Origin of the sequence: Streptomyces sp. AV19 (assembly GCF_015999245.1) — a bacterium.
Classification (GTDB): Bacteria; Actinomycetota; Actinomycetes; order Streptomycetales; family Streptomycetaceae; genus Streptomyces.
Genome location: NZ_JAEAMR010000004.1, coordinates 429231 through 441656, shown reverse-complemented (window position 1 = coordinate 441656; position 12426 = coordinate 429231). Strand labels below are relative to the sequence as shown.

15 protein-coding genes are annotated in these 12426 nt (G+C 72.0%); 1 reads left to right on the top strand and 14 read right to left on the bottom strand.

The window, feature by feature from the left end; all coding sequences use genetic code 11:
• Positions 1-40: 40 nt before the first annotated feature.
• The 13 genes from I5Q34_RS06790 to proS form a co-directional block, all read right to left on the bottom strand.
• Positions 41-349, bottom strand: coding sequence for a DUF2469 domain-containing protein (locus I5Q34_RS06790; protein ID WP_199891228.1), 309 nt, complete (start codon positions 347-349; stop codon positions 41-43).
• 39 nt (positions 350-388) lie between these two features.
• Positions 389-892, bottom strand: coding sequence for an NUDIX hydrolase (locus I5Q34_RS06785; protein ID WP_199891227.1), 504 nt, complete (start codon positions 890-892; stop codon positions 389-391).
• Positions 885-1628, bottom strand: a complete 744-nt coding sequence (gene lepB, locus I5Q34_RS06780; RefSeq protein WP_199891226.1) for a signal peptidase I — start codon at positions 1626-1628, stop codon at positions 885-887. Before lepB (I5Q34_RS06780) ends, I5Q34_RS06785 begins: the two co-directional genes overlap by 8 nt.
• 82 nt (positions 1629-1710) lie before the next feature.
• Positions 1711-2703: a signal peptidase I gene (gene lepB / locus I5Q34_RS06775; RefSeq protein ID WP_199891340.1), complete on the bottom strand. Its 993-nt coding sequence runs from the start codon at positions 2701-2703 to the stop codon at positions 1711-1713.
• 18 nt (positions 2704-2721) lie between these two features.
• Positions 2722-3483, bottom strand: a complete 762-nt coding sequence (lepB, locus tag I5Q34_RS06770) for a signal peptidase I (RefSeq protein ID WP_307811647.1) — start codon at positions 3481-3483, stop codon at positions 2722-2724.
• A gap of 142 nt (positions 3484-3625) precedes the next feature.
• A complete protein-coding gene (gene lepB, locus I5Q34_RS06765; RefSeq protein WP_199891225.1) occupies positions 3626-4453 on the bottom strand; it encodes a signal peptidase I in 828 nt (275 codons plus the stop codon).
• 45 nt (positions 4454-4498) lie between these two features.
• Complete coding sequence (gene rplS / locus I5Q34_RS06760; RefSeq protein WP_199891224.1) at positions 4499-4849, bottom strand: 50S ribosomal protein L19; 351 nt, start codon at positions 4847-4849, stop codon at positions 4499-4501.
• A gap of 130 nt (positions 4850-4979) precedes the next feature.
• The gene (gene trmD, locus I5Q34_RS06755) at positions 4980-5789 is read right to left on the bottom strand and encodes a tRNA (guanosine(37)-N1)-methyltransferase TrmD (RefSeq protein WP_199891223.1); all 810 of its coding nucleotides are present in this window, start codon (positions 5787-5789) and stop codon (positions 4980-4982) included.
• Positions 5789-6343 (bottom strand): ribosome maturation factor RimM, encoded by a 555-nt coding sequence (gene rimM, locus I5Q34_RS06750; RefSeq protein ID WP_199891222.1) that lies wholly within the window; start codon positions 6341-6343, stop codon positions 5789-5791. Before rimM ends, trmD begins: the two co-directional genes overlap by 1 nt.
• A gap of 88 nt (positions 6344-6431) precedes the next feature.
• Positions 6432-6671, bottom strand: a complete 240-nt coding sequence (locus I5Q34_RS06745; protein WP_020868149.1) for an RNA-binding protein — start codon at positions 6669-6671, stop codon at positions 6432-6434.
• Positions 6672-6673: 2 nt separating this feature from the next.
• Complete coding sequence (gene rpsP, locus I5Q34_RS06740; protein ID WP_199891221.1) at positions 6674-7114, bottom strand: 30S ribosomal protein S16; 441 nt, start codon at positions 7112-7114, stop codon at positions 6674-6676.
• A gap of 175 nt (positions 7115-7289) precedes the next feature.
• Positions 7290-7880, bottom strand: a complete 591-nt coding sequence (locus I5Q34_RS06735; protein ID WP_049717391.1) for a hypothetical protein — start codon at positions 7878-7880, stop codon at positions 7290-7292.
• Between the two features lie 168 nt (positions 7881-8048).
• On the bottom strand, positions 8049-9464 hold the full coding sequence (gene proS, locus I5Q34_RS06730) for a proline--tRNA ligase (protein WP_199891220.1): 1416 nt from the start codon (positions 9462-9464) through the stop codon (positions 8049-8051).
• A 284-nt stretch (positions 9465-9748) separates the two neighbouring features.
• On the opposite strand from proS, the gene I5Q34_RS06725 reads away from it, so the two are divergent.
• Entirely contained in the window at positions 9749-10573 is an 825-nt protein-coding gene (locus I5Q34_RS06725; protein ID WP_199891219.1) for a class I SAM-dependent methyltransferase, read from the top strand.
• A 55-nt stretch (positions 10574-10628) separates the two neighbouring features.
• Here I5Q34_RS06725 and ffh read toward each other — a convergent pair whose 3' ends face one another.
• Positions 10629-12173: a signal recognition particle protein gene (ffh, locus tag I5Q34_RS06720; RefSeq protein ID WP_199891218.1), complete on the bottom strand. Its 1545-nt coding sequence runs from the start codon at positions 12171-12173 to the stop codon at positions 10629-10631.
• Positions 12174-12426: the final 253 nt, after the last annotated feature.

The following is a 12426-nucleotide window of genomic DNA, read 5'->3' as shown; positions in this document are numbered from 1 at the left end:
TTGGCCCGGATCTGTGGACTACTCGCCGGTTGTGGAGAACTCAGCCACCCGGAAGGTCGAGATCGGTCTTGTTCAGCTCCTCGATGTTGACGTCCTTGAACGTCAGCACCCGGACCTGCTTGACGAACCGCGCCGGCCGGTACATGTCCCAGACCCAGGCATCGGCCATCGAGACCTCGAAGAAGACCTCCCCCTGCACCGAGTGCACCTGCATCTCGTAGTCGTTGGTGAGGTAGAACCGCCGCTCGGTCTCGATCACATATGTGAACAGTCCGACGACGTCGCGGTACTCCCGGTAGAGCTTGAGCTCCATCTCGGTCTCGTACTTCTCGAGGTCCTCGGCGCTCATGGCATGTTCCCCTTCAGCCGTGCGTCCCCCCATTGTGCGTCAGGCGCGTTCCGTCTCCAGGCGGACCGGCACTGGCGGGGGACCCTCGTCGAGCAGCGTGCGCAGCAGCTCGGCGAGCCTGGTCGGATACACCGTCTCATGGGTGGCCAGGAGTTCCCCGCAGCTCCACCACCTCAGCCCTGTGACACTGCGCCGCTCCAGCTCCGTCTCCCCGCCGGTCCAGACGCCGGTCTGGCGGGTGCGGGCCAGGAAGTAGTACTCCTCCTGGTCCCACTGGCGTCCGTCGAAGGGGAAGGAGCAGGTGCGCCGCCACAGCAGCGGACCCAGTTCGATCTGTGTGATACCGGTCTCCTCGGCGAGTTCCCGGCGTGCCGCCTCCTCCCAGTCCTCATCGCCCTCCAGTCCCCCGCCCGGGGTGAACCACCAGGTGTAGGACGGGTCGTCGGGCTCGTAGCCGTGCAGGAGCAGGACGCGGTCGCGGTCGTCGAGCAGGACCACCCGGGCCGCCCTGCGCAGCGGGTTCACCTCGCCCGTCTCAGCCATGCGGGACCACCGCCCCGCCCTGTCGCCCCTGTCGCCGTGTCAGCAGCCGGGCCAGCGGCCCGTACGCCGCACCGCCCAGGACGAGCGCCGCGCCCGCGACGACGGAGGCCACCAGCCACTTGAGCGGGCCGGGCCGCGAGGTGCCGCCGGGCAGGGCGTCGAAGGAGCCCGGGCGGCCGAGCATGCCCCAGGCGTTCGCGGGCCAGGCCACGGCCTCCACCCGGGCGCTCACCGCGCCGCGCGGCACCGCGCCCTGGTCCTCGGTGAGGTGGGAGCGGGAGTCCGCGGAGCCGGCGCGGTGGTCGCCGAGGAGAAAAAGCCGGTCCCCCGGCACGGTGGCGGAGAAGCCGGTGGGCGAGGCCGGGCCGGCGCCCTGAAGATACGGTTCCTCGACCGGGCGGCCGTTGACCGTGATCCGTCCTCGCCGGTCGCAGCAGGCGACGGTGTCCCCGCCGACGCCCACCACCCGCTTGATCATCGGGACATCGCCCCAGACCTCGTTCCGGAAGACGACCACGTCACCACGGTGCACCTCGGCGCCGTCGACGCGCTCGGCGAGCACCCGGGCGCCCCGGGCGATGGTGGGCGTCATCGAGTCGGTGGGCACGGTGTAGGGCCGGTAGGCGAGCGCCGCCCACAGGAATCCGCCGAGGAAAAGCACAAGGCCGACGGCCACAGCCGCCCCGGACAGCACCCTGCCCGTGCGGCCGCCGTCCCGGCGTCGCGCTCCGCCCATGCCCGTCCCCCACCGCGTAGCCGATCGGTCCGGGTGCCGCGGGACACCCCGGTCGCACCCTACCCGGGGGTACTGACCCGCGTCAGCCCTGTACGGAGGCCCGTCCCCGGCCCACCGCGGACGCCTGCGCCGCGAGCAGCCGGCGGCGGCGCCACAGCACGAGCGGGACCGCGCCCGCCAGGCCCAGCACCGGCGGGGCCGCGGCGGCCGCGGCGTTGATCCCGGGCTGGTCGAAGGTGCCGGGCACCGGCAGGGTGGCCCAGCGGTTCACCGGCCAGGCGACGACGATCGCGCGGCCGACGACGTCGTCCACGGCGACCGTGCCCTGGTCGACGTCCTGGTGCCAGCGCGAGTCCAGCGAGTTCTGCCGGTGGTCGCCCATCACCCACAGCCGCCCCTTGGGGATCTTGACCGGGCCGAAGGGCTTGTCGCTGCACGGGGTGTCGCCGGGGAAGATGTACGGCTCGTCGAGCGCCTTGCCGTTGACGACGACGGGGCTGGTGCCGCCCTTGCACTCCACGGTGTCCCCGCCGACCGCGATGACCCGCTTGATCAGGTCCTTCTCCTCGGCGGAGGGCATCAGGCCGATGAAGCTGAGCACCTTCTGGACGCCGCCCGACACCGGCCCGGACTCCTCGGCCGGGGCCCCCTTCAGCCAGTCGCCCGGGTCGTGGAAGACGACCACCTCGCCGCGCTCGGGCTCGGAGCCGAACCACGGGGTGAGCTTGTCCACCAGCACCCGGTCGCCCTTCTGCAGGGTGTCCTGCATGGACTCGGAGGGGATGGAGAACGCCTGGACGAGGAAGGTCTTGATGACCAGGGCGAGGACGAGGGCCACGCCGACGAGGATCGGCAGCTCCTTCCAGAAGGATCGTTGCTTCTTGGGCTCCTCGGCCTTCCTGGTCCGCGCTCCGGCACGGGCCGGGTCCGGGCCGGGGGCCGGCGGCGTCCCGCCCGGGGACTCCTGGGGCGCGGGAGAGACGGGTCCGTCCGGCGCTCCGCCCGCGGCCGGCTCGCCGGCCCCCTCCGGGCGCTTCTCGGGTTCTCCGTGGCCGGACCGGGCGCCGACCGCCACATCCCCCACATCCACTCCTCACTCCGCGCTGTCGCCTGTCGCTCGTCCGCGCAGGCCCGCCACTTCCATAACGACCGGGAGTTCCTCAGGGGTCGGGATCCTTCCTCCTGCTCCACGAGTGCCCCGCTTTGCCCCGGATCGTCCGTCACCGGCCGCCGCGTACGCGGCCGGCTCCGTCAGCCCCCGCCAGTGCCCCACCGGCCAGGCGATCACCATCGCCCGCCCGACGACCAGCTCCTCCGGGACGGTCCCGTGCCCCGGGTCGGTCAGGTGGTAGCGCGAGTCCGCCGAGTCGGAGCGGTGGTCGCCCAGGACGAAGAGCCGCCCGGCGGGCACCCGGACGTCGAACGGCAGCTCGGAGGGCGGATTCCCGGGATGGACGTACGGCTCGTCGAGCGGCCGTCCGTTGACCGTGACCCTGCCGCCCCGGTCGCAGCACGCGACCCGGTCCCCGCCGACCCCGGCCACCCGCTTGATCAGGTCGCGTTCGTCCGCGGACGGCAGCAGACCGACGAAGGCCAGCGCCCGGCGGCCCTCCCGGACCGCCGCCGGCTCCGTCCCGGCCTCCGGCCCCTCGTCCGCGAGCCAGTTCCCCGGGTCCTTGAAGACCACCACGTCACCGCGGTGCGGCCGGGCCCCGAACCACGGGGTGAGCTTGTCGACCAGCACCCGGTCCCCCACCCGGATCGTCCGCTCCATCGATCCCGACGGGATGACGAACGCCTGGACGAGGAAGGTCTTGAGCACCAGGGCGATCAGCAGCGCCACGCCCAGCAGCACCGGCGCCTCCTTCAGCACCGACCGGCGCCGGCGCCGCCGGATCCGCCGGTCGGCCCGCCGCCGGGCCGCCCGTCCCCCCGGCCCGGCGGGCGGCGGTACGCCCGGCCCGCCGCCGGAGGAACCCGCCCGCCGCCGGCCCCGGCTACGGTGCCCCACTCGGCCCCCCGCCGTGCGCGGCGTCCGGCCGCGGCTCCGGTACGTCCGCGAAGGCGTCCGGCCGCTTCAGCGAGGTCCAGCGGCCGACCGGCCAGGCGATCCAGTCCACCCGGCCGACGACCCGGTCCACCGGGACCATGCCGCCGCCGGGCTCCCCCAGGTGGTCGCGGGAGTCGCTGGACGCGCCGCGGTGGTCGCCCATCACCCACAGCCGCCCCTCGGGCACCACGGCGACGAAGGGCACCCGCGACGCCGCGTCCCCGGGGAAGAGGTAATCCTCCGTCACGGTCCGCCCGTTGACCGCGAGCCGCCCCCGGCGGTCGCAGCAGACCACCCGGTCACCGCCGACCCCCACCACGCGCTTGACGTAGTGGGTGGGCCCCGGCTCCATCAGGCCGACGGACGAGGCGAGTTTGCGCACCAGCGCGGTCCCCGCGTTCTCGGCCGGCGGGTCCTGGACGAACGAGCCGGTGCCGTCGAAGACGATCACGTCGCCGCGGCGCGGCTGCTCCCCGGAGCCGTAGGCGAGCTTGTTGACCAGCACCCGGTCCCCGATCCGGAGCGTGTTCTCCATCGAGCCGGACGGGATCACAAAGGGCTGCACCACATAGCTGCTGACCAGCAGCACGCAGACCAGCCAGGCGGCCAGCAGCGTCCCCGCCCGGCGCAGCGGTCCCCCGCCGCGGATCCAGCGCCACGCCCGGTGCGGGAAACCCAGAAGACGCGGAAAACGCGAGGAGCGCGACCCTCGCTCCTCCCCCGGTACGGGGTCGGGCGAGCGGTCGCGCTCCGGAAGCTGTACGTCGGTGTCCATCGGGCCGAGAGCCTATCCGGCCCGGCCGGAACGCCGGACGGAACTTCAGTTGTCGCGCTTCTCCTTGATCTTCGCGGCCTTGCCGCGCAGGTCACGGAGGTAGTACAGCTTGGCGCGACGGACGTCACCGCGGGTCACGAGCTCGATCTTCTCGAAGATCGGGCTGTGGACCGGGAAGGTGCGCTCGACGCCGACGGAGAACGAGACCTTGCGGACCGTGAAGGTCTCGCTGACGCCCGCGCCCTGGCGGCGGATGACGACACCCTTGAACTGCTGGATGCGGGAGCGGTTGCCCTCGATCACGCGGACGTGAACGTTGACGGTGTCACCCGGGCGGAAGGCCGGGAGGTCGGTGCGCAGCGACGCGGCGTTGACGTTGTCGAGCAGAGAGGACATGGGAGTCCCTTCCTCGCCGATGCCACAGGTCATCGACGGAAATCGTACGGAAATCGGTGGATGTCCCATCACCCCCGGCGGACGTCGGTCCCCCTGTGGCAGGGGCGCGCGCCGGGCGCAGGACAACGGCTCATTCTTCCACGGCCGGACCGGTACGCCCAAATCGGCCGTCCGGCCCCGGGGCCCAGCCCAGGATCGAGAGCATTTCGCGGTCCTTCTTGTCGAAGGAGGACGGGTCGGCGCGCTCGATCAGGTCGGGCCGGTTCCGGTCCGTGCGCTCGAAGGCCTGGTCCCTGCGCCACCGGGCGATCTTGCCGTGGTGGCCGCTGAGCAGCACGTCCGGGATGCCCCGGCCGCGCCACTCGGGCGGCTTGGTGTAGACGGGCCCCTCCAGCAGGTCGGCCATGGCGCCCGGCGCGAAGGAGTCGTCGCGGTGCGACTCGGCGTTGCCCAGCACGCCGGGCAGCAGCCGGGCGATGGCCTCGACCATGACGAGGACGGGCGCCTCGCCGCCGGCGAGCACGTAGTCGCCGATCGAGACCTCGCGGACGTCGAGCCGCTCGCCATACTCCTCGATGACCCGGCGGTCGATGCCCTCGTAGCGGGCCGGGGTGAAGACCAGCCACGGCTTGGCGGACAGCTCGACGGCCAGCTCCTGGGTGAACGGCTTGCCGCTCGGGGTCGGCACGACGATCACGGGCTCGCCCTCGCCCGAGGCGATGACCGTATCGAGCGCCTCGCCCCAGGGGCCGGGCTTCATGACCATGCCGGGGCCGCCGCCGTAGGGGGTGTCGTCGACGGTGTTGTGCTTGTCGTGCGTCCAGTTCCGCAGGTCGTGGACGCGCACGTCGAGCTGCCCGCGGGCGCGGGCCTTGCCGACGAGCGAGACGTTCAGCGGTTCGAGGTACTCGGGGAAGATGGTGACGACGTCGAGGCGCATCAGTTGCCGCCCTGTTCGTCGCGGCTCCCGGCGACCTCGGCCCGCTCGGCGTCGAGCAGTCCGGGCGGCGGGTCGATCACCGCGCGCTGTGCGTCCAGGTCGATCTCCGTGACGATCTCCTCGACGAAGGGGATCATCACCTCGCCGCCGTCGGGCCGCTCCACGATGAACAGGTCCTGGGACGGCAGGTGGGCGATCTCGGAGATCCGTCCGACGGACTTGCCGTCGAGGGTGACGACGTCCAGGTCGACCAGCTGGTGGTCGTAGAACTCCTCGGGGTCCTCGGGCGTCTCGTCCGGGTCCACGTCGGCGATCAGGACGGTGTTGCGCAGCGCCTCGGCCGCGTTGCGGTCGGCGACGCCGGTGAACCGCAGCAGCAGGCGCCCGCTGTGCACCCGGCCGCTCTCGACGGTCAGCGGTCCCCGGCCCGCGGGATCCGTCATCAGCACGGCCCCGGGCCCCAGCCTCAGCTCGGGCTCGTCCGTCCGCACCTCAACGGTGACCTCACCCTTGATGCCATGGGCCCGGCCGATCCTGCCCACTACGAGCTGCACGATTCGTTCCTTCTCACTGTCTCTGTACAGACGACAACGGGCCGGGAAGGAGAACCCTTCCCGGCCCGTGCCGGTGCTCTGCCGCTCGTCAGCGGACCTGGTCCACGTCGACGAGGTCGACCCGGATGCCACGGCCGCCGATGGCGCCCACGACGGTGCGCAGCGCGCGGGCGGTGCGGCCGTTGCGGCCGATCACCTTGCCGAGGTCGTCCGGGTGGACCCGGACTTCCAGCACGCGCCCGCGGCGCAGGTTGCGCGAGGCAACCTGCACCTCGTCGGGGTTGTCGACGATGCCCTTGACCAAGTGCTCAAGGGCCTCCTCAAGCATGCTCAGGCCTCGGTCGACTCGGCGGACCCGGCAGCCTCGGCGGCCTCGTCCTTCTTCTCCGACTTCTTGGCCTTCGGGGTGATGGCCTCACCCTTCGCCTCGTTGGCCTCGAGGGCCTTGGTGAACGCCTCGAACGCGGCGCGCTTGTCCTTCGGCTCGGCCACGAGCATCGGGGCCGGGGCGGGCAGGCCCTTGAACTTCTGCCAGTCGCCGGTGACCTTCAGGATGGCCATGACGGGCTCGGTCGGCTGGGCGCCGACGCTCAGCCAGTACTGCGCGCGCTCGGAGTTGACCTCGATGCGCGAGGGGTTCTGCACCGGGTGGTACAGACCGATCTCCTCGATGGCCCGGCCGTCACGGCGGGTGCGGGAGTCGGCGACGACGATGCGGTAGTGAGGCGAACGGATCTTGCCCAGACGCTTCAGCTTGATCTTGACTGCCACTGGAGTGGTGTCTCCTGGTCTTGACGTGGTGGGGCACAACGGGATGCCACGTGGGGTTGCGGTACTCGGGGTGCCCGATGGACGCGTCAGCCGGAGGAGAGAGGGGTCCTGTGCGACTGTCGAGTACAGCCCCCTATTGTGCCACACGCTCCGGACCGCGCCGACCCGGGTTCGATCACCCCACGGACATCGCCTCGGGGATGCGGAACGGCTGGCCGCAGCCGCCGCACATGATCGGCGCCTGGGCGAGCACGGACGGCACGACGCGGACGTTGCGCCCGCACTCGCACACGGCCTTCACCCGCACCCCGCCGCCCGAGGACCCGTGCCGCGCGGCCGGGCCGCGGAAGGAGCGCGAGGTGTCGGCCGCGGTGGCCACCGTGTGCGCCTTGAGCGCGCGCTGGAGTCTGTCGATCGTCGGACGGTAGCGCTTGCGCGCCTCCGGGGTGAGCACGACCAGGGAGAAGCCGCTGCTGGGATGCGGCTCGTCGCTGTGGTCGAGCCCCAGTTCCTCGGCGATCGCCAGGAACCGGCGATTGTGGTAGCGGCCGGCGCGTGAGGTGTCCCGGACACCGCGGGCGGCCGCGATGCCGTGCACTGCCTCGTGCAGCAGCCTTTCGAAGGAGAGCTCGGCGCCGCACGCGGACGACGACTCCCCGATCAACGATTCGGGCGCGGCGAGATCCGGCAGCTCGGGGTGGAACCGCTGAATGTCGGCCCACGCCTGCGCCAGCTCTGCGGCGAGAACAGGTGGTGTCGTGCTCACGTCGTGACAACGAGTGGGGACGGCCCGGTGTTCCGATACCGGGCCATCCCAAATATTTTGCACGTACCAGTCAGTATCCCTCGCTATGCGAGCAGCCGCCGGCAACCCGGGGCGAACCTGACTCATGGGTCAGCAACGGGCCCGGGGCACCCCCGGGCCCGTCCCGCCTCAGTACGAGCGGCCGACGATCGCGATCGCGCCCGGCTCGTCGTCCGCGTCCGGCACTCCGCCGTCCTCGGTGACCAGGCAGCGCACCGTCACCGCCTGCTCGGCCAGCTTCGCCTCGCCCTCGGCGCCCAGCGTCGCCCACGGGATGCGCGCCCAGCCGCCGGCGAGCGCGGCCTCGGCGGCCTGCGCCGGCGTGGTCACGTCCGAGGTGCGGGACTCGCGGCGCTCGCGGGTCTGGCGCAGCAGCAGCTCCTGGTCCTCCTCCAGGACCTTGGGGAGCAGCGCGGCCAGCTCGTCGATGCGCACCGGCTCCTTGCCGCCGGGGATGCGGCGGGCGAGCATCGCGGTGCCGTTCTCCAGGTCGCGCGGGCCGATCTCGATGCGCACCGGAACGCCCTTGAGCTCCCAGTCCACCGCGCGGCGGCCGAACGGGGTGTCGGTGCGGTCGTCGACCTGGACGCGGACGCCCGCGGCCTTGAGCACGTCGCCGATCTCCCGGACCTTGGCGAGCACGGCCTCGTCGCCCTTGATCGCCAGGACGACGGCCTGGACCGGCGCGAGGCGCGGCGGGACGCGCAGGCCCTTGTCGTCGCCGTGCGACATGATCAGGCCGCCGACCATGCGGGTCGAGACGCCCCAGGAGGTCTGCCAGACCAGCTCCTGCTTGCCGTCCTTCGACAGGTAGGAGGTGTTGAACGCCTTGGCGAAGTTCTGGCCCAGCTCGTGGCTGGTGCCCAGCTGCAGCGCCTTGCCGTCGCCCATCATGCCCTCGAGGGTGAGGGTGTTGATCGCGCCCGCGAAGCGCTCCTTGGGCGTCTTGCGGCCGAGCACCACGTCGATGCCCAGGACGTTGACCATGAAGTCGTAGTACACGTCGCGGTGGATGCGCGCGGCGTAGTCGCGCGCGTCCTCGTAGGTGGCGTGCGCCGTGTGGCCCTCCTGCCAGAGGAACTCGCTGGTCCGCAGGAAGACGCGCGGACGCATCTCCCAACGCACCACGTTGGCCCACTGGTTGATCAGCAGGGGCAGGTCGCGGTAGCTCTGCACCCACTTGGAGAAGTACTCGTTGATGATGGTCTCGGAGGTCGGCCGGACGACGACCGGCTCCTCCAGCTCCTTGCCACCACCGTGGGTGACGACCGCGAGCTCGGGGGCGAAGCCCTCGACGTGCTCCGCCTCCCGCGTCAGGTACGACTGCGGGATGAAGAGCGGGAAGTACGCGTTGGAGGCGCCCGCGTCCTTGATCCGGGCGTCCATCTCCTGCTGCATGCGCTCCCACAGCCCGTACCCGTACGGGCGGATGACCATGGTGCCGCGCACCGGGCCGTTGTCGGCCAGTTCGGCCTTGTTGATCAGGTCCTGGTACCAGCGCGGGAAGTCTTCCGCCTGCGGAGTGAGAATGGGAGCCTTTGCCATGGTGCGAATGGTACGGGCCCCGCCCCGCCGAGTGTGAATCGTCCTTGGCGCAACCCCGCCTTCCCGGCCCGTTCAGGGTTTGCGGCTGGGTATCCATCTCATGCGGTGTGCGGCGGCACATGCCATCGCGGGCGGACGGGAACGTATCTGCGCCTGGCCCCTGGACTCGTGGGCGGATGCGGGGTTCCCTGGCTCCGGGGGATGTTTCGGCAGCGCGCACGACAGCACGTGGGGGGCGGCACTTCGGCCAGGACACCGAATTTCGGCGGATTGGGGCGCATGCGATGACACCTACGCTCGTGCGACGGCAGCGGCCGTCCCCGTCGCCGCCCCGGTCGCGGGCCCGCGACTGGGCGGAAATCCAGGAACGCATGCTCGTTCCGCTCTACGAAGCGGTCTACGAGCGGCTCGAAGTCGACGCCGGCACCCGGCTGCTGAGCCTGGGCTGTGGCTCCGGCCTCGCCCTGCTGATGGCGGCCGCCCGCGGCGCCCGCGTCAGCGGGGTCGACACCGACGAGCGCCGGCTCGACCTCGCCCGGGAGCGGCTGGCGGCGCACCCGGCCGCCGCGACGGCCCGCCTCGGCACCGGCCCCGACGACGTCGCGGACCCCGACGACCGGCCGTTCACCCTGGTCACCGCCTTCGACCCGCTCTACTGCGCGGACGGCACCACGCGCGACATGGCGGCCGCCCTCGCCCGGGCCGCCGCCCGGGCCCGGCGCGGAGCGCCCGTCGTCCTGGCCGGCTGGGGGCCGCCGGAGCGCTGCGCGGCCTCCGGCGCCCTGCGGGTCGCGGCGCGGCTCGCCGATCCCATGTCCACCGCCGCCCACTGGCGCCCCAACGGGCGGGACGACCTGGAGGACCTGGCCCGGCTGGCGGGCCTGCGGCCGGACGGCTCGGGGCGGGTGGCCTGCCCGTACGGCTACGCCGATCTGGCCAGCGCGGTCCGCGGCCTGCTGTCCACGGGGGCGTTCGACGCGGCGGCGCGCACCACCGACCAGGAGCAGGTGTCCAAGGAACTCACCGAGGCCGTCCACCCCTATCTGCGCGGGGACGGAACGGTGTGGATGCCGAATGTGTTCCGCTATCTCGTCGCCCGGGTGACGTAGCGTCGGACAGCGAAAAGCCCCCGACCGCGGGCCGGGGGCTTTCCTTCCACGGGTCTCAGCCCATGAACTTCTTGAATTCGTCGGGGAGTTCGAACTTCTTCGCGTCATCACCCGAGGGCAGGCCCAGCGGGTTGGCCGCGGCCTCCTCGCGGCGGGCGGCGGCCGCCGCCTCCTCGGCCTTGCGCTTCATCGGGTTGCCGCTCTGCCGCTTGCCCTTGCCCTGCTTCTGCTGCTTCTTCTTCTTGCCCGCGCCGCCGCCCATGCCGGGCAGGCCCGGCATTCCCGGCATGCCGCCGCCCTGGGCCATGCGCGACATCATCTTGCGGGCGTCGAAGAACCGCTCGACCAACTGCTTGACGACGCTGACGTCCACGCCCGAACCCTTGGCGATGCGGGCCCGGCGCGAGCCGTTGATGATCGTCGGGTCCTGGCGCTCGGCCGGGGTCATCGACTTGATGATCGCGGCGGTGCGGTCGACGTCGCGCTCGTCGAGGTTGTTGATCTGGTCCTTGATCTGCCCCATGCCGGGCAGCATGCCGAGCAGCTTGGAGATGCTGCCCATCTTCCGGACCTGCTCCATCTGCGCCAGGAAGTCGTCGAGCGTGAACTCCTTGGGGCCCTTCGCCAGTTTGGCCGCCATCTTCTCGGCCTCGGCCTGGCTGAAGGTCTGCTCGGCCTTCTCGATCAGGGTGAGCATGTCGCCCATGTCGAGGATGCGGGACGCCATGCGGTCCGGGTGGAACGCGTCGAAGTCGTCCAGCTTCTCGCCGTTGGAGGCGAACATGACCTGCTTGCCGGTGACGTGCGCGATGGAGAGCGCGGCACCGCCGCGGGCGTCGCCGTCGAGCTTCGAGAGCACGACGCCGTCGAAGCCGACGCCGTCGCGGAACGCCTCGGCGGTGTTGACGGCGTCCTGGCCGATCATGGCGTCGACGACGAACAGCGTCTCGTCCGGGGTGACGACGGCCTTGATGTCCGCGGCCTGCTGCATCATCTCGGTGTCGATGCCGAGGCGGCCGGCGGTGTCCACGATGACGATGTCGTGGACCTTGGACTTGGCGTACTCGATCGAGTCCTTGGCGACCTGGACCGGGTCGCCGACGCCGTTGCCCGGCTGCGGCGCGTAGACCGCGACGCCGGCGCGCTCGGCGACGACGCTCAGCTGGTTGACGGCGTTGGGGCGCTGGAGGTCACAGGCGACGAGCAGCGGGCTGTGCCCCTGCTTCTTCAGCCAGAGACCGAGCTTTCCGGCGAGGGTCGTCTTACCGGCACCCTGGAGACCGGCGAGCATGATGACGGTCGGGGCGGTCTTGGCGAAGCGGAGGCGGCGGGTCTCGCCGCCGAGGATGCCGACGAGCTCGTCGTTGACGATCTTGACGACCTGCTGCGCCGGGTTGAGGGCGCGCGAGACCTCTTCGCCCGTGGCCCTCTCCTTCACCTGCTTGATGAAGGCGCGGACGACCGGCAGGGCCACGTCCGCTTCCAGCAGGGCGATGCGGATCTCGCGAGCGGTGGCGTCGATGTCCGCCTCGCTGAGGCGCCCCTTGCCTCGGAGGTTCTTGAAGGTCGCTGCGAGGCGATCGGAAAGGGTGTCGAACACGGCGCTCGTCGGTCCTCGGGGTCGGGGGCGGGAGGGAATCGCCCTCCAGGGTATCCGGACCCGCCGAGGGAGGGAGCCCCTGTCCCGCCCTTTCACCGTTTCCTCCGGGGCGAGCCCCGGGGCCCGTAACGCGGCTTCGCCGCGTTGGGCGGGGGGGGGGGCCCCCCGGCCCCCCGGAACCCCCCCCCCCCCCGGGGGGGGGGGGGGGGGCCCCCCCCCCCCCCCCCCGGGGGGGGGGGCCGCCCCCCCCCCC